The 21107-nt window shown below is 69.9% G+C and carries 19 protein-coding genes and 2 pseudogenes; 14 read left to right on the top strand and 7 right to left on the bottom strand.

The genetic code is table 11. The features are described 5' to 3' along the window. Nucleotides 1-9: 9 nt before the first annotated feature. Nucleotides 10-486: a hypothetical protein gene (locus OG927_RS14895; protein WP_056793444.1), complete on the bottom strand. Its 477-nt coding sequence runs from the start codon at nt 484-486 to the stop codon at nt 10-12. A 269-nt stretch (nt 487-755) separates the two neighbouring features. On the opposite strand from OG927_RS14895, the gene OG927_RS14890 reads away from it, so the two are divergent. Beyond that, nucleotides 756-998, top strand: a complete 243-nt coding sequence (locus OG927_RS14890; protein ID WP_056793446.1) for a DUF397 domain-containing protein — start codon at nt 756-758, stop codon at nt 996-998. A gap of 100 nt (nt 999-1098) precedes the next feature. Here the strand turns inward: OG927_RS14890 and OG927_RS14885 are convergent, their stop codons facing one another. Further along, nucleotides 1099-1671, bottom strand: coding sequence for an ATP-binding protein (locus tag OG927_RS14885; RefSeq protein WP_079099575.1), 573 nt, complete (start codon nt 1669-1671; stop codon nt 1099-1101). 338 nt (nt 1672-2009) lie between these two features. Between OG927_RS14885 and OG927_RS14880 the strand changes: the two genes are divergently transcribed. The 6 genes from OG927_RS14880 (at nt 2010) to OG927_RS14855 (ending at nt 7558) form a co-directional block, all read left to right on the top strand. Further along, on the top strand, nt 2010-2891 hold the full coding sequence (locus tag OG927_RS14880; RefSeq protein ID WP_330320290.1) for a helix-turn-helix domain-containing protein: 882 nt from the start codon (nt 2010-2012) through the stop codon (nt 2889-2891). Between the two features lie 54 nt (nt 2892-2945). After that, nucleotides 2946-4403, top strand: a complete 1458-nt coding sequence (locus OG927_RS14875; RefSeq protein WP_056793449.1) for an aldehyde dehydrogenase family protein — start codon at nt 2946-2948, stop codon at nt 4401-4403. A 90-nt stretch (nt 4404-4493) separates the two neighbouring features. Beyond that, on the top strand, nt 4494-5048 hold the full coding sequence (locus tag OG927_RS14870; RefSeq protein ID WP_056793454.1) for a DinB family protein: 555 nt from the start codon (nt 4494-4496) through the stop codon (nt 5046-5048). Nucleotides 5049-5066: 18 nt separating this feature from the next. After that, nucleotides 5067-5708 (top strand): PadR family transcriptional regulator, encoded by a 642-nt coding sequence (locus OG927_RS14865; RefSeq protein WP_330320289.1) that lies wholly within the window; start codon nt 5067-5069, stop codon nt 5706-5708. Between the two features lie 84 nt (nt 5709-5792). Continuing rightward, entirely contained in the window at nt 5793-6755 is a 963-nt protein-coding gene (locus tag OG927_RS14860; protein ID WP_330321321.1) for an ATP-binding cassette domain-containing protein, read from the top strand. After that, the gene (locus OG927_RS14855; RefSeq protein ID WP_056793459.1) at nt 6752-7558 is read left to right on the top strand and encodes an ABC transporter permease; all 807 of its coding nucleotides are present in this window, start codon (nt 6752-6754) and stop codon (nt 7556-7558) included. The genes OG927_RS14860 and OG927_RS14855 overlap by 4 nt, the downstream gene beginning before the upstream one ends. A 35-nt stretch (nt 7559-7593) precedes the next feature. Here OG927_RS14855 and OG927_RS14850 read toward each other — a convergent pair whose 3' ends face one another. The 3 genes and pseudogenes from OG927_RS14850 to OG927_RS14840 all read right to left on the bottom strand — a co-directional run bounded on the left by OG927_RS14850 (nt 7594) and on the right by OG927_RS14840 (nt 9601). Then, nucleotides 7594-9015: a glutamate decarboxylase gene (locus OG927_RS14850; protein ID WP_056793461.1), complete on the bottom strand. Its 1422-nt coding sequence runs from the start codon at nt 9013-9015 to the stop codon at nt 7594-7596. A 63-nt stretch (nt 9016-9078) separates the two neighbouring features. Next, nucleotides 9079-9186: pseudogene (locus OG927_RS14845) on the bottom strand (NAD(P)H dehydrogenase); the annotation flags it as partial. A gap of 49 nt (nt 9187-9235) precedes the next feature. Further along, a complete protein-coding gene (locus OG927_RS14840) occupies nt 9236-9601 on the bottom strand; it encodes a YbjQ family protein (protein WP_056793463.1) in 366 nt (121 codons plus the stop codon). Between the two features lie 145 nt (nt 9602-9746). Here OG927_RS14840 and OG927_RS14835 point away from each other — a divergent pair. Further along, nucleotides 9747-10448: pseudogene (locus OG927_RS14835) on the top strand (DedA family protein); the annotation flags it as partial. A gap of 381 nt (nt 10449-10829) precedes the next feature. On the opposite strand, the gene OG927_RS14830 reads toward OG927_RS14835, so the two are convergent. After that, entirely contained in the window at nt 10830-12539 is a 1710-nt protein-coding gene (locus OG927_RS14830) for a threonine/serine exporter family protein (RefSeq protein ID WP_209470248.1), read from the bottom strand. Nucleotides 12540-12735: 196 nt separating this feature from the next. Next, nucleotides 12736-13230: an inorganic diphosphatase gene (locus OG927_RS14825; protein WP_018959738.1), complete on the bottom strand. Its 495-nt coding sequence runs from the start codon at nt 13228-13230 to the stop codon at nt 12736-12738. Nucleotides 13231-13316: 86 nt separating this feature from the next. Here OG927_RS14825 and dacB point away from each other — a divergent pair, with 86 nt between their 5' ends. The 6 genes from dacB (at nt 13317) to folE (ending at nt 20953) form a co-directional block, all read left to right on the top strand. Further along, nucleotides 13317-14801, top strand: coding sequence for a D-alanyl-D-alanine carboxypeptidase/D-alanyl-D-alanine endopeptidase (dacB, locus tag OG927_RS14820; protein ID WP_056793466.1), 1485 nt, complete (start codon nt 13317-13319; stop codon nt 14799-14801). 48 nt (nt 14802-14849) lie between these two features. Beyond that, nucleotides 14850-15995, top strand: a complete 1146-nt coding sequence (locus OG927_RS14815; RefSeq protein WP_056793467.1) for a zinc-dependent metalloprotease — start codon at nt 14850-14852, stop codon at nt 15993-15995. A 189-nt stretch (nt 15996-16184) separates the two neighbouring features. Then, nucleotides 16185-17258, top strand: a complete 1074-nt coding sequence (tilS, locus tag OG927_RS14810) for a tRNA lysidine(34) synthetase TilS (protein WP_056793468.1) — start codon at nt 16185-16187, stop codon at nt 17256-17258. A 97-nt stretch (nt 17259-17355) separates the two neighbouring features. Further along, the gene (gene hpt, locus OG927_RS14805; protein WP_014155504.1) at nt 17356-17895 is read left to right on the top strand and encodes a hypoxanthine phosphoribosyltransferase; all 540 of its coding nucleotides are present in this window, start codon (nt 17356-17358) and stop codon (nt 17893-17895) included. Between the two features lie 207 nt (nt 17896-18102). Continuing rightward, nucleotides 18103-20163, top strand: a complete 2061-nt coding sequence (gene ftsH / locus OG927_RS14800) for an ATP-dependent zinc metalloprotease FtsH (RefSeq protein WP_124281993.1) — start codon at nt 18103-18105, stop codon at nt 20161-20163. A gap of 184 nt (nt 20164-20347) precedes the next feature. Beyond that, complete coding sequence (gene folE, locus OG927_RS14795) at nt 20348-20953, top strand: GTP cyclohydrolase I FolE (protein ID WP_056793471.1); 606 nt, start codon at nt 20348-20350, stop codon at nt 20951-20953. Nucleotides 20954-21107 lie beyond the last annotated feature (154 nt).

Here is a 21107-nt window from a genome sequence, read left to right as displayed (position 1 = left end):
GCCGGCGCGTCAGGGGGCGGGGATCTCCGGCAGTCCGGTCGGCAGCTTGCCGGGATCGGTCCTGGTCAGGGTGTCCTCGGCTCCGCCGTCCCACGCGATGACGAGCTTCTTGCCGTCGTGGGACTCGACGGCCCCCATGGCGCGGTCGGTGTTCCCGTCGGGGCAGGTCAACGCCAGCGTCAACGTGCCCATGTCCTTCACGTCGCCCTGACAGACATGCTGGTCGGCGACGAGCGCCACCTTTCCCGAGGCGATGGACAGGACGACCGCCCGGCCGTCGGAGGTCCCCGTCCAGGTGCCGTCCAGTTCTGTCGTTCCCACGCCGCCGGACCCGCTGCCCGCGTCTTGGCCGGGCGTCGCGCTCCGCTCGGAACCGGAGCCCGCGGCCGGGCCCTCGCCGGTCGTTTCGTCGCTGCCGCAGGCGCTCAGCGCGAGTGCCGCGACGAGCCCGGCGACGGCGGCGCCGGAGCGTACGAACCTGTCCATACGGAGTTCCCCCTCGGTGAGTCACGGCCCGGAGCCCGCGCCAAGCTACCAGGGGAAGAACGGAGCGCCTCCTGGATTCGGGAGCCAAATCGCCCCACCGTTCGTCTCACTCCTATAGGTGCGCCGGTATGGGGAGGCGTGCGGATCGAGGAATTCTGTAATCGCGCGCGCACCCCGTGTGCACGTGCATCTGCTCATGCATTGGCATATGAACACAGCTATGATCCGAGCTAGTTGACACTTGCACCTTGCAACTCGGGGAGCGTCCTGTGCACCACGTGTACAACGGCATGGCGGCCACAGAGCTCCGCGGAGTCGTCTGGCAGAAGAGCAGACACAGCAACTCCCAGGGGTCCTGCGTGGAGTTCGCGAAACTGCCCGGAGGGAATGTGGCGATGCGGAACTCGCGGCACCCCGACGGGCCCGCGCTCGTCTATACGCCGGCGGAGATAGAGGCGTTGCTGCTGGGCGTCAAGGACGGGGAGTTCGACCACCTGGCGACGGGCGGCTGAACGTACGTCCGTACGTCCGCCGCCCGTTGGGCGCGCCGCTCCGTGCGACGCCGACCCGCGGTGTGGCGCTCTGCGCGACGCCGACCCGCGGTGTGCCGTCCTACAGGGCTTCCGGTACCGCGCTGTCCATCAGCTGCCGTTTCCGGGACACGCCGTCCATCGAGCCGCAGCCCCGGTCGGTCGTGTCCGACAGCCGGAAGAGGGCCCAGACCACCTTGCCCCGCCCGGCTCTGCCCGCGTGCGTGTCCGCGGCGAGTGCCGGGGACGGGTGCCAGCCCCAGGAGTCGCTGAACGACTCCACCAGGAACAGCCCGCGGCCGGACTCGGCCGAGTCGGGTGCCTCGCCCGCCACCGGGCTCTCCTCGCTGGGGTCGCGCACCGCGCACACGAGCCGGGAGGTCCAGCGCATCAGGTGCAGCCGTACGGCCGGATCGTGCCGTCCGCGCGGCTGGTCGGCCGGGAGGGCGTGGCGCAGGGCGTTGGTGACCAGCTCGGACACGACCAGGGCGACGTCGTCGAACCGGTCGCCCAGATCCCAGGAGGTCAGCGTCGTCCTGGTGAACTTGCGCGCCCCGCCCACCGCTTCGAACCGGGCCGGCAGGGAGCAGGAGGCCGAACCCGAGACCGCCGAGGGGTCGATGGGTGGAAGCCCCTGCCGTAACGGCTCGAGCATCGTGGATCCATTCGTCCCCATGCGAGGCACTCCCCGGATTCGCGGCTGTAGCGGCACTGCTGGTAACGGCACTGCTGGGTACAGCGGCACAACACGAACGTGAACGCAGGTGCGCGAGGCCCATGGTTCCGAATGCGCAGAGCAGATGCAAGGGCAGATGCACGTGCACGTGCCGGACCTGCCCTGTAGCGTGCCGGTTCTTGGTCATTTCTTCCGGTACCAAGTTGGGAAGCTTTCCGGAACTCTTGCCATTTCCGTAATCGAATGAGTACGGGCTGAAGCGTTTTGGTGGCAGAATCCGGCTCCTGGGTTCGGGGGCCCCGGGTGTACGGGAAGCGATGGGGAGGGTTGGACCAGTGTCGGCAGGCGAGTCGAGTGGATCTGTGGTGCGGCGCATCCTGCTGGGCTCGCAGCTCAGGCGGCTGCGCGAGTCCCGCGGTATCACCCGTGAGGCGGCCGGCTACTCCATCCGCGCCTCCGAATCGAAGATCAGCCGCATGGAGTTGGGACGGGTGAGCTTCAAGGCCAGGGACGTCGAGGACCTGCTCACGCTGTACGGAGTCGCGGACGAGGCGGAGCGGGACTCGCTCCTGGGCCTGGCGCGCGAGGCCAATGTGGCGGGCTGGTGGCACAGTTACGGCGATGTGCTGCCCGGCTGGTTCCAGACGTATATCGGTCTGGAGGGAGCGGCATCGCTCATCCGGATCTACGAAGTCCAGTTCGTCCACGGCCTCCTGCAGACCGAGGCCTACGCCCACGCGGTCGTCTCGCGCGGTATGCGCGGTGCCCCCGCGGCCGAGATCGACCGCAGGGTGGCGCTGCGGCTGGCGCGCCAGAAGGCACTCGTGTCCGAGCGCGCCCCCCGCTTCCACGCCGTGCTCGACGAGGCCGCGCTGCGCCGTCCCTACGGTGACCGCGAAGTGATGCGTGCGCAGTTGCGGCATCTGATCGACATGTCGGAACAGCCCAACATCACGCTTCAGGTGATGCCCTTCAGTTTCGGCGGTCATGCCGGCGAGAGCGGGGCATTCACGATGCTGCGATTCCCTGAATCCGATCTGTCGGACATTGTCTATTTGGAGCAGCTGACAAGTGCGCTCTATCTGGACAAGGCGGAGGAAGTCGCCCAGTACGAAAGGGCCATGGTTCGTCTGCACGCGGACAGTCCGGGAGCCGAAGAGAGCCGGGATCTTCTTCGCGGTCTTCTCCAACTCATCTGATTCGCCAGTACGATGACGTACCGACAGGAGTCTGCGCCTGCAGTAAGGGATTGCATGTCCTTCTTCAATGAACTGGCCCGCCAGTACATCGACGGCGAGTGGCTGACCGGAAGCGGCTCGTGGGACATCATTGATTTCAATCCCTACAACGGCGAAAAGCTCTGCGCCGTCACCGTGGCCACCGCGGCCGAGGTCGATCTGGCCTACCGGGCGGCCGAACGCGCTCAGCGCACCTGGGCCGAAGCCGGTCCCTATGCGCGGCGGACCGTACTGGAGAACGCCGTGCGCCTCGTGGGGGAACGCAGCGGCGAAATCATCGAGATGATTATCGATGAACTCGGCGGCACCCGTTTCAGGGCCGAGTACGAGGTGCGGGCCGCGCAGGAGTTCCTCCGTGCCGCGGCCGGCCAGACACTCCGTCCGGAGGCACAGCTGCTGCCCGCGGCCGCGGACGGCAAGGAGAACCGGGTCTACCGGCTGCCCGTCGGCGTCATCGGTGTGATCAGCGCCTTCAACTTCCCCTTCCTGGTCACGATGAAGACCGTCGCCCCCGCTCTCGCCCTCGGCAACGCCGTGGTGGTGAAGCCCCATCAGAACGCCCCCATCGTCGGCGGCGGCCTGGTCGCCAGGATCTTCGAGGACGCCGGGCTGCCCGCCGGGGTGCTGAACGTGCTGATCACCGACAGCGCCGAGATAGGCGACACGTTCATCGACCACCCCGTGCCCAAGGTGATCTCGTTCACCGGATCGGACCGGGTCGGCCGCCATGTCGCGGCCACCGCCGCCGGGCTGTTCAAGAAGACCATCCTCGAACTGAGTGGCAACAGCGCACTGGTCGTGCTGGAGGACGCCGACATCGAGCACGCGGTCCGGGCCGCCGTCTTCAGCCGCTTCCTGTACCAGGGCCAGGTCAGCATGGCGGCCAACCGCATCCTGGTGGACCGGTCCGTGGAGAAGGAGTTCACCGAGCGGTTCACCGCCGAGGTGCGCACCCTCAGGACGGGTGACCCACGCGACCCGGACACCAGGATCGGCCCGGTCATCAGCGAGTTCCAGGCCGACGCGCTCACCGCGCTCGTCGACGAGGCGCTCGCGCAGGGGGCCACCGCGCTCGTACGGGGCCGTACCCGCGGGAACCTCGTCGGACCGACGGTGCTGACCGGACTGCCGGACGGTTCACCGCTGCTGGAGCAGGAGATCCTCGGCCCGGTGGCGCTGCTGATTCCCTTCGACGGGGAGGACGACGCCGTACGGATCGCCAACGACAGTCCGTACGGGCTGAGCGGCGCCGTGCACACGGCGGACGCCGAGCGCGGGGTGCGCTTCGCCCGGCGCGTCGTGAGCGGGATGTTCCATGTCAACGACTCCACCGTGCAGGACGACCCGCTGGTCGCCTTCGGGGGCGAGAAGGGCTCCGGTATGGGACGTCTGAACGGCGAGGCGGCCGTCCGGGCGTTCACCACGCAGAGGTGGATGTCGATCCAGCACGGGCGAACAGCTTTTCCCTTCTGAGCGTCGCGGGTTGAGGACGGATTCCGACCTGATGGCTCCGTACGTTGTCGGTGCGCGCACCACCGACACGTACCACCGAAGGCAGACATCATGGTCACTCATGTTCCCGCGGAGACTTCCGGCGACGAGCGCGGCGCGCTCCTGGCGTTCGTCGAGGCACAGCGCGGCGCGATCCGGCGATCCCTGCTCGGGCTCACCGAGGAACAGGCGGCGAGCCGTCCCACGGCCAGCGCGCTCTCCCTCTCCGGGCTGCTCAAGCACGTCGCGGAGGGCGAGCTGAACTGGCTCCGGATGGCCCAGCAGCTGCCGAACGAGAATGCGCGGACCGAGGCCGACTGGTCCGACAGCTTCCGGCTCGTGGGTGCCGAGACGATTCCGCAGATGCTGGAGTTCTGGTCGAAGGTCGCCATGGAGACCGAGGCCTTCATCCACCAGGACGTCGACAGCATGGACGACACCTTCCCGCTGCCCGAGGCCCCCTGGTTCCCGCAGGGCGAGCGCTGCTCCATGCGCTGGCTGCTGGTGCATCTCGTCGAGGAGATCGGCCGCCACGCGGGGCACGCCGACATCATCCGCGAGGCGCTGGACGGCAGGACGGCCTTCGAGCTGGTGGCGGAAGAGGCGGGCTACGCTGGGCGGAGCTGAACACAAAGGGTGGGTGGTATGTCCGCGATCCGGCTCCTGGTCCTGGGCGCAGTGCGTCAGCACGGCCGTGCGCACGGCTACCAGGTCCGTAACGACCTGGAGTACTGGGGCGCGCACGAGTGGTCGAACGCGAAGCCGGGCTCGATCTACCACGCGCTCAAGCAGATGGCGAAGCAGGGACTGCTCGTCGCGCACGAGACGGCCCCGTCCACGGCCGGCGGCCCGCCCCGCACCGAGTACGAGATCACCGAGCAGGGCACCCAGGAGTTCCTGTCGCTGCTGCGTGCCGCCCTGGTCTCGTACGACCAGGGCATGGACGTGCTCTCGGCGGGCATCGGCTTCGTCGTCGATCTGGAACGGGCCGAGGCGGTGGCGCTGCTCCATGAGCGGGTCGCCGCCATCGAGGCCTGGCGGGCGTCGGTCACGGGGTACTACACGCCCACCGAAGGCCCTGAATCCCTTGGGCACATCGGCGAGATCATGAATCTGTGGGTCCACTCGGCCGACGCGGGCGCCGAGTGGACGCGGGGCCTGATCGCACGCATCGAGGCCGGGGCGTACACCTTCGCGGGCGAGGGGGAGCCCTTCGTGGGAGTGCTCGCCGAAGGGCAGGACAACCCTTACGCCACCGGGGTCCCCGACCCCGGCGATCCTGTCTGATCAAGTTTGACTAATGACGCGAGCGGCGTTACTTTCGCTTTGCTAGTCAAATTTGACTACATGATCCGAAGGGCTGGTGGCACCGTGAGCGACGCGATCGTCGTCGAAGGAGTGCACAAGCGGTACGGACAGAAGCGCGCCCTGGACGGACTCGACCTCACCGTCCGCGGCGGCACGGTCCACGGGGTGCTCGGGCCCAACGGCGCGGGCAAGACCACCGTCGTGCGCATCCTGTCCACCCTGCTGCGGCACGACGGGGGCCGGGCGGAGGTCGCGGGTTTCGACGTGCGCACCGAGGCCGCCGAGGTGCGGCGGAGGATCGGGCTGCTCGGACAGCACGCGGCCGTGGACGAGGAGCTCGGCGGCCGGCAGAACCTGGAGATGTTCGGCCGGCTCCACCACCTGGGCGCGCGCCGGGCGGGCGTACGGGCCGACGAACTGCTGGAGCGGTTCGGGCTCGCCGACACCGGGCGCAAGGCGGTCAAGCGGTACAGCGGGGGCATGCGGCGGCGCCTGGACCTGGCCGCCTCCCTGATCACCGAACCGGAGGTGCTCTTCCTGGACGAGCCCACGACCGGACTCGACCCGCGCGGCCGGGCAGAGGTGTGGAGTGCGGTGCGCTCGCTCGCTGCCGGCGGCACCACCATTCTGCTGACCACGCAGTACCTGGAGGAGGCGGACCAGCTGGCCGACCGGATCTCGGTGGTCGACGGCGGCCGGGTCATCGCGGAGGGGACGGCCGACCGGCTCAAGGCGATGGTCGGCGGCGACCGCATCGACGTGGTCGTCCGTGACGCGGGCCGGCTGGCCGACGCGGCCCGGCTCCTGGGTGAGGGAGCCACCGCGGACACGGACCGACGGCTGCTCAGCGCACCCGCACCGGACCGGATGGCTGCCCTGACGCGGACCGTGCGGGCGCTGGAGGAGGCGGGCATCGAGGCGGAGGACATCGCGGTGCGCCGTCCCACGCTGGACGAGGTGTTCCTGGCCCTCACGGGCCCCGGCGACGGAGTGGAAGCGGCGATGAACACGGCGGTGGCGGTATGAGTACGGCGACGGCGGGCGCGGGCGGCATCGGCTGGGTCCTGGCCGACTCCTGGACGATGACCCGGCGCGAACTGGCGCACTGGGCGCGTCAGCCGGTCCAGGTGGTTGTCGGCCTGGTCTTCCCGGTGATGCTCCTCCTGATGTTCAACTACCTGGTCGGCGGGGGCCGGGGGGTCGAAGGGGACAACACCGAGTTCCTGGTGCCGGGCATGCTCGCGCTCACCATGGCCTTCGGCCTGGAGGGCACGATGCTCGCCGTCACCCAGGACCTGGGCAAGGGCGTCGTCGACCGCTTCCGCTCCATGCCGATGGTCTCGGGCGCGGTCCTGGTCGGCCGGAGCGCCGCCGACATGCTCCAGTCGGTGGCCGCGCTCGCCGTGATGACCGGCGTCGGATTCGCGCTCGGCTGGCGCTGGCACAACGGCCCGGCCGCCGCCCTGGCCGGGCTGGGACTGCTGCTCCTGCTGCGGTTCGCGATGCTGTGGGTCGGCATCCACCTCGCCATGGTGGCGGGCAGGCCGGAAATGGTGCAGGCGGTGCAGATCCTGGTCTGGCCGGTGGGCTTCCTCTCCAACGTCTTCGCCTCGCCGGAGTCGATGCCCGGCTGGCTCGGCACGGTGGTCGAGTGGAACCCGATGTCCGCCACCGCGACGGCGGTCCGCGGCCTGTTCGGCAACCCCGGCGGAGCCACGGGCTCCTGGGCCGCCGAACACGCCGAACTCCTCGCGGTGCTCTGGCCGGTGGCGCTGATCGCGGTGTTCCTCCCCCTGGCTGTACGGAGGTTCGTCCGCCTCAGCCACTGAGGCGGACGAACCTCCGGTCCCCGTGGCGGAGGGCCTCAGTGGTGGAACCCGGTCTGCGTGGCCCGGTCGCGATTCAACGGATGCGGCTGGCGCCGCAGTTCGGGCAGGAGTCTGCGCACGTCCTCCAGCAGCATCTCCGCGAGGTCCGAGGAGAACCCGTTGCGGCAGACCACCCGCAGCACCGCCAGGTCCTGCCGGTTGGCGGGGAAGGTGTACGCGGGGACCAGCCAGCCGTGCTCACGCAGTCGTCTCGACACGTCGAAGACGTCGTACGCGTGGACGTCGGGGCCGGTCGTCAGGGCGAACACCGGGAGCTCGTCGCCCCGGCTGAGGAGCCGGAAGTCGCCCAGGTTCTCGAACTCCGCCGCCAGCCGGCGGGCCACGTCCCTGGAGGCCTGCTGAACGGCCCGGAAGCCCTCCCGGCCCAGCCGCAGGAAGGTGTAGTACTGCGCCACCACCTGTGCGCCGGGCCGGGAGAAGTTCAGCGCGAAGGTCGGCATGTCGCCACCGAGGTAGTTGACGCGGAAGACCAGCTCCTCCGGAAGCTCGTCCGGAGAGCGCCACAGCGCCCAGCCCACACCGGGGTAGACCAGACCGTACTTGTGCCCCGAGGTGTTGATCGACGACACCCGGGGGAGCCGGAAGTCCCACACCAGGTCCTCGTCGAGGAACGGGGCCACCATCGCCCCGGACGCCCCGTCCACATGGACGGGGATGTCGAGTCCGGTGCGCTCCTGCAGCTCGTCGAGCGCCGCACACAGCTCCGCGATCGGCTCGTAGGAACCGTCGAAGGTGGAGCCGAGGATGCCGACCACGCCGATGGTGTTCTCGTCGCAGAGTTCGGCCGCGGCCTGCGGGTCCAGATGGAAGCGCTCGCCCTCCATCGGGACCTGGCGCGCCTCCACCTCCCAGAACGTGCAGAACTTCTCCCAGCAGACCTGCACATTGACGCCCATCACCAGGTTGGGCCGGGCGGTCGCCGGATAGCGGTCGGAATTCCTGGTCGACCAGCGCCTCTTGAGCGCCAGCCCGGCCAGCATGCAGGCCTCGCTGGACCCCGTGGTCGAACAGCCCACCGCGGTCGCCGGGTCGGGGGCGTGCCACAGGTCGGCGAGCATCGCCACACAGCGCCGCTCCAGCTCGGCGGTCCGCGGGTACTCGTCCTTGTCGATCATGTTCTTGTCCCGGCACTCGCCCATCAGCACACCGGCCTGGGGCTCCATCCAGGTGGTGACGAACGTCGCGAGGTTCAGCCGGGAGTTGCCGTCGAGCATCAGCTCGTCGTGGACCAGCCGGTAGGCGGACGACGGCGGCAACGGACCGTCCGGGAGGCGGTGCGTGGGCGGCGCGGTGTCCATCGAGGCGGTGGGGTCGGCCTCGCCGAAGAACGGGTTGAGGGCGAGCCGGCGGTGTTCCTCGGTCCTGGGCGCATCGTGTGTACCCCGGTGGAGCGGCATGGGCGGGTCGTCCTCTCAGTTCTCGGCCGCGAGCCCGGCCTTGACGGCACGGGCGAACTTCACGACCCGCTCACCGGCCTTCTCGGCGTCCTTCGCCATGGCCTCGGCGATCGTGGAGATCGTGCCGGTGGAGGAGTAGTGGACGACGGCGACGTTGACGGACACGGGCATGTGGGAACCTCCAGGATGCGGAGCCGGGTGGGGGGCGTGCCGGGGGCGGTCAGGACCTGCTGATCACGGCCGCTGTTCCGTAGGCGCAGACCTCGGTGCCCACGTCGGCCGCTTCGCTGACGTCGAAACGCATCATCAGCACCGCGTTGGCGCCGCGTGCCCTCGCCTGCTCGACGAGCCGCTCCATCGCCTGGTTGCGGGTCTCGACCAGGGTCTTGGTCAGCCCCTTCAGCTCGCCGCCGACCAGCGACTTCAGCCCTGCGCCGATCTGGCTGCCGAGGTGGCGGGAGCGGACCGTGAGTCCGAAGACCTCGCCGATGACCTGGGTCACCTGGTGGCCGGGTACGTCGTTCGTCGTGACGACCAGGACGTCCGCCTGGGCCGTCTGCCCGCCGCCGTAGTCCTCGATGCTCATGGAAGGCACCTCCTGTGGACAGCTTTGCCCCGGTTCGTCCGCTGCGCATCCTTGCTTACGCCAGTGGAACCCAGAGGCGTTCCGCAGCGTTGATAGCTTGGGGCGGCCACGCAGCCGCCATCGATCGATCCTGGAGCCCGGACCCTTGAATACGCTTGCGCTCGGCCCGAGCTGGCTGGACCCGGACTATCTGCTCAACACGTTCGGCCTTCCCGGCCTTCTGCTTATCGTCTTCGCCGAGTCCGGCCTGCTCATCGGATTCTTCCTGCCCGGCGACTCCCTGCTGTTCACCACCGGTCTGCTGGTGACCACGGGGGATCTGAAGTACCCGCTCTGGCTGGTCTGCACCCTGGTCGCACTGGCGGCGATCATCGGCGACCAGGTCGGCTACCTCTTCGGCCGCAAGGTGGGCCCGGCCCTCTTCAAGCGTCCGGACTCCCGTCTCTTCAAGCAGGAGAACGTCGAGAAGGCCCACGAGTTCTTCGAGAAGCACGGTCCGAAGTCGCTGGTGCTGGCGCGCTTCGTGCCCATCGTCCGTACCTTCACGCCGATCATCGCCGGTGTGAGCCGGATGAACTACCGCTCGTTCATCACGTACAACATCATCGGCGGCATCCTCTGGGGCGTCGGGGTCACGGTCGTCGGCGCCGCTCTCGGCAAGATCGACTTCGTGCACGAGCACATCGAGATGATCCTCATCCTGATCGTGCTGATCTCCGTGGTGCCGATCGTGATCGAGTACCTGCGGGCACGCAGCAAGGGCAAGAAGGAGCGCGCCGCGGAGCGCCAGGAGGACCGGAGCCCTTCGGACGGCGGCCCGGGCGCGGGTCCGTACAACGGTCCGGGTCCGTACAACGGCGGTCCGGGTTCCGGCCCGTACGGCGGTGGCCCCTACGGCGGCAACGGCCCCGCGTCGGGTCCGTACGACGGCGGCCAGGGCTACGGCCCGTACGGTGACGGCGGCCGGGGCAATGGTCCGTACGGTGACGGCGGCCAGGGTTACGGCCCGTACGACGGCGGTCAGGGCAACGGCCCGTACGGTGACGGCGGCCAGGGGAACGGCCCGTACGACGGCGGCCAGGGCAACGGCCCGTACGGCGGCCCGGACGCGGGCGGTCCGGGCAATGACCAGGGTGGGTCCGGCCAGCGCGGGCGGCACGCCAAGCGCTGACCGGCCGCACACGTACGGCGCCCCGATCCCGCAAGGGACCGGGGCGCCTTTCGCGTGTCAGAAGCCGCGTGTCCGCTTGGCCGCCCGGCGGGAAGGTCCCCCGATCCCGCCCGGCACGCGCATGAACAGCCGTGAGATCTCGCTCCCCAGATTCACCCCGATGGCGATGGCCAGCGCCGTCGCCACCGCGGTGGAGAGCGAGGCGAGCCCCGTGTCCAGCTCGTTCTGGGCCACACCCAGCAGACCGAAGTACGTCGCCGAACCAGGTAGCAGGGGGCCGATCGCCGCCGTGATGTACGGCAACGAGGAGGTGTACCGGTAGCGCGAGAACAGCTGGCCGAACAGCCCCACCAGGCCCGCGGCCACCGCTGTCGCCGCCACCGGCGAGATCCCGCCGGTGCGGGCCATCGCCCCGTAGATGATCCAGGCCACGCCTCCGTTGAGGGTCACCGCGAGCACGGTGGACCGCTCCTGCTGGAGCAGGATGGCGAAGGCCAGGGTGAGGGCCATCGACGCCAGGATCTGGACCACCGGCCGGTCGTTGGGCACGAACCGTGCCTCCGGGTTCAGCTGGGCGCCGAGCTGAACGCCCAGGTAGAGCATCAGCAGCACCCCGCCGACGATGCCGATGAAGAAGTACATGACCTCCAGGAGCCGGGCTCCCGCGGTGATGTAGTAGCCGGTCAGTCCGTCCTGTACACCGGCGACCAGGGCCCGCCCGGGCAGCAGCGCGAACAGTCCACCGGTGATCACCGCGGACGGCCTGACATCCGTCGAGTGGGTGAGGGTCAGCGCGATGCCCATCGCGGCGGGGGGCATGGCCGCGGCCATGAACTGGTAGAACTCCGGCAGCCCGCGCCCGGCACACAGCCACGCCAGCCGGTCCCCGAGCATCGCGCCCGCTGCCGCCACGAGGAAGACCAGCACACCACCACCGACCAGCACCGATGCCGAACCGGCGAGAAGCCCGGCGGAGGCGGTCAGCACCCAGCCCGGGTACGGGTGCCGGTTACGGCGGATCTCGGCCAGCCGGCGGTAGGCCTCCTCCAGCGAGACCTCGACGTGTTCCGTGGTCGTGATGTCGTCGATCAGCCGGAACACCGCGGCCAGCCGGGTGTAGTCCGTGCCCCGGCGGCGTACGGTCCTGCTCGCCGTCACCGGGTCCTCGACCAGCGAAGGCTGGTGCGAGATCGACAGCAGGGTGAAGGTGACCGTCGGCTCGCAGCGGTCGAGCCCGTACGAACGCGTCACCGCGAACATGGCCGCCTCGACGTCCTCGGCGCCCTCCCCGCCCGCGAGCAGCAGTTCCCCGATACGCAGCGTCAGGTCGAGCACCCGGGGCACCGCGGGGCCCGAGTCGTCGGTCTTCTGCACACCCTCCGGCGCCGGACGCTCCGTCACCGGCATCCGCAGCATCGTGCGCATCCGGTCCTGCCAGGGAGCCTCCTTGGTCAGCCGGACCATCGGGATACCGTGCGCCGGAGTGAAGACGGGCTGCTGGTGCTGCGCGTTGTACCCGCTCGGCGGGACGAACGCGGACGCCGGCGCGTCGGCACCGCCGCCCGGACCGGAAGCGGAACCCTGGCCCGAGCCGGGGCCCGCCGACGGATCAGTGTGCAGACCGGCCGGAAGGGCGAATTCCGATGTGGGGTGGTCGTCCTCGGAAGGCGTCGGCGGCTGCTCCACACCGGCCGGTGGGACAAAGGCGCTGCGTGCCTCGTCGGACTGGGGCTTCTGGTCCTCGGGACCGCCCTGTTCCGCCACCACTCGACCTCGTTCCTCCTTGACGGCGCGTTCTGGGAGCGCTCCTGCCCAGTATGGGCACGGACATGGGCCGCCACGCACAACGGGCGGCGCACCGGTGAATGGTGCGCCGCCCGTTCCGTACGGTCAGCAGGGCCGGTCGGCCCAGTACGCCGCAGTCCGCGCCGTCCCGCCCGGAAGCGGAACCGGAGGGACTACGTCAGTGCGCGCCGCCCTGCGCCTCAAGACGCTTGTAGGAGGCCTCGATCTCGGCCTCGGCCTCGGTGCGGCCGACCCAGTCGGCGCCCTCGACGGACTTGCCCGGCTCCAGGTCCTTGTAGACCTCGAAGAAGTGCTGGATCTCGAGCCGGTCGAACTCCGACACGTGGTGGATGTCGCGCAGGTGCTCCACCCGGGGGTCGGACGCCGGGACGCACAGCAGCTTGTCGTCGCCGCCGGCCTCGTCGGTCATCCGGAACATGCCGATGGCGCGGCACTTGATGAGGCAGCCGGGGAAGGTCGGCTCGTCCAGGATGACCAGCGCGTCCAGCGGGTCGCCGTCCTCGCCGAGGGTGTTCTCGACGAAGCCGTAGTCGGCCGGGTAGCTGGTCGAGGTGAAGAGTCGACGGTCCAGGCGGATCCGACCGGTCTCGTGGTCCACCTCGTACTTGTTCCGCGAACCCTTCGGGATCTCGATGGTGACGTCGAACTCCACGGGTGGCTCCTCCATGATCAACACATACGACTGGTGGTTAAGTGTCCCTCACGCAGATGAGTGCTCGCGAAAGGGGCTGGTCAACGGTGGCCGAGCCGGTGGAGAGACCGACGGACGAACCGTTGAACAGGTGGGGCAAGTGGAAGGACTCGAAGTACCTGAAGCGGGCGGGCGGGTCGCGCGACTGGCAGCTCGCCGCAGGCTCCGCGGTGCTCGGCCTGGTGGTCGCCGCCGGTGCCGTCCTGGCCGCCGGTCCCTGGGACTCCGGTCAGCGTAAGGCCGAGCAGGACCGGGCTGCCGCCCAGGAGCGCGCAGGTGGCGCACATCACCAACGGTCCACGCCCGCCGGGCCGGGGCCCGCCCCCAGCGCCCCCGCCGTCCTGGCACCCCTGGGAGCCTCGGCCGGCGTGACCGACCCGGTGGGCGCGAGCAGCCTGAAGAGCGTCCTCGCGCCCCTGCTGGGCACGCCCGCCCTCGGCACCGTGCGCACCGCCGTCGTCGTGGACACGGCCACCGGCAGGGAGCTGTACGCACAGGGTGCGGACACGCCCATGACACCCGCGTCCACCGTGAAGATCGCCACGGGCGTCGCCGTGCTCTCCGCCCTCGGCCCCGGGCACCGCATCGCCACGACGGTCCGTGCGTCGGCCGACTCCCGCACCGTCACCCTCGTCGGCGGCGGCGACCCCACGCTGGACAAGGCCGCGTTGCGCGGTCTGGCCGCCGACACGGCGCGCGCCCTGCGCGACAGCGGCACGGGGGACGTCGAGCTGACGTACGACACGTCCAGGTACTCCGGACCCGCCCTCCACCCCATCGGCCCCAACGAGAACATCACGCCGGTCAGCGCGCTGATGGTCGGCGGGGGCCGTCTCGACGGAAGCGACCGGGGCCCCGCCCCGCGCACCGACGACCCCGCGGGCGACGCCGCCCGCGCCTTCGCCGGTCTGCTCGACGACGCGGGCGTGACCACCGGGTCCGAGCCCTCCCCGGGGCGTGCCGGCAAGGGATCCAGGACGGTGGCGACACACCTGTCGGAGCCCCTCTCCGCCCTGGTCGAACGGGCCCTGGCCAACAGCGACAACGACATCGCCGAGGCACTGGTCCGCCAGACGGCCCTGAAGGCGGGTGAGCCCGCCTCCTTCGCAGGGGGCCGGCGCGCCGTGACCGACCGGCTGAAGAAGCTGGGGCTGCCGCTGGCCGGCGCGAACCTCGCCGACGGCAGCGGCCTCGACCGCGCCGACAAGGTGACGGCGGGCCTGCTCACCGGCCTGCTCGCGCTCGCCGCCGATCCGGACCACCCCGAGCTCCGCCCCGTCCTCACCGGCCTCCCGGTGGCCGGTTTCACCGGCACGCTCGACGACCGGTACCCCGCCGACTCCCGGGGCACCGGCGTGGTCCGGGCCAAGACGGGCACCCTCACCGGGGTGAACGCCCTCGCCGGCACGGCGCTCGACGCGCAGGGCCGTCTGCTCGCCTTCGCCTTCCTCGCCTCCGGCACCACATCCCCGTCCGAGGCGGAATCCACCCTGGACGCCTTGGCCACCACCCTCGTCACCGGCACCCGGTGAGCGGCTGACACCCCACCACCGGACGACCACCTCACGTACGGTTGACGCATGACGAGCATCGGTGGTGCCGAGATGGTCGACTGGAATCTCGCGGTCGCGACCGCGACCCGACTGGTGCGGCCGGGTCCCGAGATCAGCCGCGAGGAGGCCCGCGCCGTCGTCGCGGAGCTCCGTCGGCATGCCAAGGCCTCGGAGGAGCATGTCCGTTCGTTCACCCGGATGATCCCGGAGGGGCACGAACCCGAGGACACCCCGGTCCTGGTCGTCGACCGGGCGGGCTGGATCAGGGCCAACGTCGCGGGCTTCCGTGAGCTGCTGCGCCCCCTGCTGGGGAAGATGCAGGACCGGCGGGGCGGCGGCCCCGGCGGTGCGGTGCTCGGTGCGGTCGGCGGGAAGGTGACCGGCGTCGAGCTGGGCATGCTGCTGTCGTTCCTGGCCTCCCGGGTCCTCGGGCAGTACGAGACCTTCGCCCCCGCCACCCGGGAGCTCCCGGCCTCCGCCAACGGCGGCGGCAGGCTGCTCCTGGTCGCTCCCAACATCGTCCACGTCGAACGTGAACTCGGCGTCGATCCGCACGACTTCAGGCTCTGGGTGGCCCTCCACGAGGAGACCCACCGCACCCAGTTCACCGGCGTGCCGTGGCTCCGCGACCATCTGCAGGGCGAAATCCAGTCGTTCCTCGACGAGACCGATGTCGACCCGATGACCGTCGTGGAACGCCTCAGGGAGGCGGCCCAGTCCTTCTCGGGCGGCAGCCGCCCCGAGGGAGAGCAGGGGGACGACGGCGACGACGGCGGGCGCAGCCTCGTCGAGATCGTCCAGACGCCCGCGCAGCGCGAGATCCTCGGCCGTCTCACCGCCGTGATGTCCCTGCTCGAAGGGCACGCGGACTTCGTGATGGACGGGGTGGGCCCCGACGTGGTGACCTCCGTCGCCGAGATCCGGGAGAAGTTCCAGCAGCGCAGGGCGCGCGGGGCGAGCCGTCTCGACCTGGCGCTGCGCAAGCTGCTGGGCCTCGACGCCAAGCTGCGTCAGTACCGCGACGGCGAGAAGTTCGTCCGGGCCGTGGTCGACGAGGTCGGGATGGACGGCTTCAACCGGGTGTGGACCTCCCCCAACACCCTCCCCACGAAGGCGGAGATCGCGGCCCCCGCGGACTGGGTCGCGAGGGTGCACCGCAGGACGGATTCCTGACCGCGGCCGGCGCGACGGCAGGAGGGCGCCCTCTCAATCACCCATCCGGGGGACCATAGGGGCACGGGATGGCGTGCAATGCTCGATGAACAGCTTGGCTCTGTCACCATCGACGCACTCTGAGTGACGGGACCTTCGTCCCGGCGCTCCGAGGCACACCCCCAGAACTCCATCCGAAGGGCACCGGACATGGGTCCCCATCCTGCGGTCGCGGCGATACGCCTGGCGGTCCGCCGCGTACTCCACGACGTCGTCACCGAATACAACCGCCACACCGAACAGGCCGGGCACGCCGAGCTGGCCGAAGCCGGGGCCGGCGGCCGACGGGCCGCGCTTCCCGAACGGCCCGACACCCCGCTGGTGCTCGTCGCCTGCTCCGGGGGTGCCGATTCCATGGCGCTCGCCTCCGCACTCGCCTTCGAGTCGCGCAAACTTCCTGTCCGGGCAGGCGGCATCACCGTCGACCACGATCTCCAGCCCGGCTCCGCCCTCCGCGCGGGTGAGGTCGTCGCCCGCCTCGCCGAGATGCGACTCGACCCGGTCGAGGCCGTCGCCGTCCGCGTCGGCCGTGAGGGCGGCCCCGAGGCCGCCGCCCGTGATGCCCGCTACGCCGCGCTGGACGCCGCCGCCGAGCGCCACGGCGCCGCCGCCGTCCTCCTCGGCCACACGCGTGACGACCAGGCCGAGACCGTCCTCCTCGGCCTGGCCCGCGGCTCGGGCATCCGCTCGCTCTCCGGGATGGCCGCCGCCTCCGGCCCCGAGGGCCGCTACCGCCGCCCCTTCCTCCAACTCGACCGGCAGACCGCCCGCAAGGCCTGCATGGTCCAGTCGCTCCCCGTCTGGGACGACCCCCACAACGTCGACCCCGCCTACACCCGCTCCCGGCTGCGCCACGAGGGCCTGCCCGCCCTGGAGAAGGCGCTGGGCAAGGGGGTCGTCGGGGCCCTCGCCCGTACCGCCCAGCTCTCCCGCGACGACGCCGACGCCCTCGACACCTGGGCCGCCGAGGCCGCCCGCTCGGTGCGTGACGACGACGGACGGCTGGAGTGCGCCAAGCTCTCGGTCCTGCCGCCCGCGGTACGCCGCCGCGTGCTGCGGCGGGCCCTGATCGAGGCCGGGTCCCCCGCCGGTTCGCTCTTCGCCCGGCACATCGAGGAAGTCGACCGGCTCATCACGGGCTGGCGGGGCCAGGGGGCCATCAACCTGCCCGGCCGCGTCGAGGCACGGCGGCAGGGTGGCAGACTGGTGATTCGGCAGAGCTGAAGCGCAAGCGGCTGACGTGCAGGCGAGACGGCCCGTCCGGCCCGGGGAAGCCCGGGTCCGGCAGGCAGAGAAAGAGACGCGGGTGAACGAGAAGGACATGGGTACCGACCTTCAGTCGGTGCTCCTCACCAAGGAAGAGATCGACGCGAAGCTCGTCGAGCTGGCCGCGAAGATCGACGCGGAGTACGCGGGCAAGGACCTGCTGATCGTCGGTGTGCTCAAGGGCGCGGTGATGGTCATGGCGGACCTGGCGCGTGCGCTGTCCACCCCCGTCACCATGGACTGGATGGCCGTCTCCTCGTACGGCGCGGGCACCCAGTCCTCGGGCGTCGTCCGGATCCTCAAGGACCTCGACACCGACATCAAGGGCAAGCACGTCCTGATCGTCGAAGACATCATCGACTCCGGTCTGACGCTGTCCTGGCTGCTGACCAACCTCGGTTCGCGTGAGCCGGCGAGCCTGGAGGTCTGCACGCTCCTGCGCAAGCCGGACGCCGCGAAGGTCGCGATCGACGTGAAGTGGGTCGGCTTCGACATCCCCAACGAGTTCGTCGTCGGCTACGGGCTGGACTACGCGGAGAAGTACCGCAACCTCCCCTTCGTCGGCACGCTCGCCCCGCACGTGTACGGCGGCTGAGACCCGCCCCTACGGTCCCGGCCGAACCCGGTCGGACTCCGGGGAACCCTCACCGCCCTCCCGCCGTTGGAGCCTTCGAAGGCGGGTTTGTCGGACGTCCCCTGCGGTCGCGGGTGACAATGCTGGGGTACCGTCCGAAGAACAGTCTTTTCTCACAGCAGCATTTACCTACGGGCAGGAGGGACGGGGCGACTTCGCTCCGTATGGATGGACGTGAAGCGATACTTCCGTGGGCCGGTCATGTGGATCGTGCTGGCCGTCCTCGCCGTGGTCGTGTTGATGCAGGTCGTCGGCTCGTCCGGCGGCTACAAGACGGTGGACACCGGCAAGGTGATCCAGGCGATCAGCAAGGACCAGGTGGAGCAGGCCAAGCTGACCACCGGTGACGAACAGATTCTCAAGATCGAGCTGAAGGACGGCCAGAAGCTCAAGGGCGAGTCCGGCAGCAAGTTCCAGGCGAGCTATATCGGTAACCAGGGCGTCGAACTGGCCGACACGCTGCAGCAGAAGTTCGAGAGCGGTGACATCGAGAAGGGTTACACCGTCTCGCCGTCGAAGCAGTCCCCGTTCGTCTCGATCCTCCTCTCGTTGCTGCCCTTCGTCCTGATCGTCGTCGTCTTCCTGTTTCTGATGAACCAGATGCAGGGTGGCGGCTCCAAGGTCATGCAGTTCGGCAAGTCCAAGGCCAAGCTGATCACCAAGGACACGCCGAAGACGACCTTCGCCGACGTGGCGGGGTCGGACGAGGCCGTCGAGGAACTGTACGAGATCAAGGAATTCCTCCAGGAGCCGGCGAAGTTCCAGGCCGTCGGCGCCAAGATCCCCAAGGGCGTCCTGCTGTACGGGCCGCCCGGTACGGGCAAGACCCTGCTCGCTCGCGCAGTCGCGGGTGAAGCGGGAGTTCCGTTCTACTCGATCTCCGGGTCCGACTTCGTCGAGATGTTCGTCGGTGTCGGTGCCTCGCGAGTCCGGGACCTCTTCGAGCAGGCCAAGGCGAACGCTCCGGCGATCGTCTTCGTCGACGAGATCGACGCCGTGGGCCGGCACCGCGGTGCCGGTATGGGCGGCGGTCACGACGAGCGCGAGCAGACGCTCAACCAGCTGCTCGTCGAGATGGACGGATTCGACGTGAAGGGCGGCGTCATCCTGATCGCCGCCACGAACCGTCCGGACATCCTGGACCCGGCGCTGCTGCGTCCCGGACGCTTCGACCGGCAGATCGCCGTCGACCGCCCGGACATGCAGGGCCGCCTGGAGATCCTCAAGGTGCACCAGAAGGGCAAGCCGGTCGCCCCCGACGTCGACCTCAACGCGGTCGCCCGTCGTACGCCCGGCTTCACCGGTGCCGATCTGTCGAACGTGCTGAACGAAGCTGCGCTCCTCACGGCGCGCAGCAACAAGAAGCTGATCGACAACAGCATGCTCGACGAGGCCATCGACCGCGTCGTGGCGGGTCCGCAGAAGCGGACCCGGATCATGTCCGAGAAGGAAAAGAAGATCACCGCGTACCACGAGGGCGGACACGCCCTGGTCGCGGCGGCCTCGCCCCAGTCGGACCCGGTCCACAAGATCACGATCCTCTCCCGCGGCCGCGCCCTCGGTTACACGATGGTGCTCCCGGAAGAGGACAAGTACTCCACGACGCGCAACGAGATGCTCGACCAGCTGGCGTACATGCTGGGCGGGCGCGCGGCGGAGGAGCTGGTCTTCCACGACCCGACCACCGGTGCCGCGAACGACATCGAGAAGGCCACAGCCACGGCCCGCGCGATGGTCACGCAGTACGGCATGACCGAGCGCCTCGGCGCGATCAAGTTCGGCGGCGACAACACCGAGCCCTTCGTGGGCCGGGAGATGGGCCACCAGCGCGACTACTCGGAAGAGGTCGCGGCGCTCGTCGACGAAGAGGTCAAGAAGCTCATCGAGACCGCGCACAACGACGCGTGGGAGATTCTCGTCGAGAATCGCGACATCCTCGACGCCCTGGTCCTCGAGCTCCTCGAGAAGGAGACGCTCAACAAGGACCAGATCGCCGAGATCTTCGCCCCGATCGTGAAGCGTCCGGCCCGGCCGGCGTGGACCGGTTCGGCCCGGCGCACGCCTTCGACGCGTCCGCCGGTGCTGTCTCCGAAGGAGCTGGCCCTCACCAACGGCTCGACCACCGCCAATGGTTCGGCCGGCCCTGCGGAGATCGCTCCGAAGGACATCACGTCGAAGGACCTCGGTACGTCCACGGAAGCCCTTCCGGAGGAGCGTCCCGAGAGCTAGACCCCTGCCCGACCCGGTGTGGCCCCTGTCACGGGTGCAGCACCGGGCCTGGAATGGATGCCGCGCCCCCCAGGTTCTAGCCTGTGGGGGCGCGGCACTTTCGTGTGCCCGCGTCGTGCCTGCCGTTCTCCTGGGATGTCCGGGTGGGCCTGCGCAGGTGACAGCACAGAGGAACGAGGCACAGATGACCGACCCGGTGACGCTCGACGGGCAGGGTTCGATCGGCGTATTCGACGAGAAGCGGGCCGAGTCGGCCGTACGTGAGCTCCTCATCGCGGTCGGGGAGGACCCGGACCGTGAAGGGCTGCGCGAGACGCCGGGCCGGGTGGCGCGTGCGTACAAGGAGATATTCGCGGGCCTCTACCAGGAACCCGAGGACGTCCTGACGACGACGTTCGACCTCGGCCACGACGAGATGGTGCTGGTCAAGGACATCGAGGTGTTCAGCACCTGTGAGCACCACCTGGTGCCCTTCCGCGGTGTCGCGCACGTGGGGTACATCCCCGCGACCAGCGGAAAGATCACAGGGCTGTCCAAGCTGGCCCGGCTGGTCGACGTGTACGCCCGGCGTCCCCAGGTGCAGGAGCGGCTCACCACCCAGATCGCCGAGTCCCTGATGGCCATCCTGGAGCCGCGCGGGGTCATCGTGGTCATCGAGTGCGAGCACATGTGCATGTCGATGCGGGGCATCCGCAAGCCCGGAGCCAAGACGCTCACGTCCGCCGTCCGCGGCCAGCTGCGCGACTCCGCCACGCGCGCGGAGGCGATGAGCCTCATCATGGCGCGCTGAACAGGCGGGGGGTGTGCGGGACCGACGGGTCGGGGCCGCCGCGGAGCTCCCTTGCAGGTGAACGGCCTCCCGGCCGGATCCCTGAGGCGCGGACGCCCCCGGTCGTCTGCCCGCCGCAGTACCGGCGACGGCCGTGGAGGGGTGCGCGAGGCAT

This window comes from Streptomyces clavifer (assembly GCF_036345975.1).
GTDB classification, from domain to species: domain Bacteria; phylum Actinomycetota; class Actinomycetes; order Streptomycetales; family Streptomycetaceae; genus Streptomyces; species Streptomyces clavifer.
The sequence above is the reverse complement of the archived record's forward strand: the minus strand, read 5'-3'. Positions and strand labels throughout refer to the sequence as shown.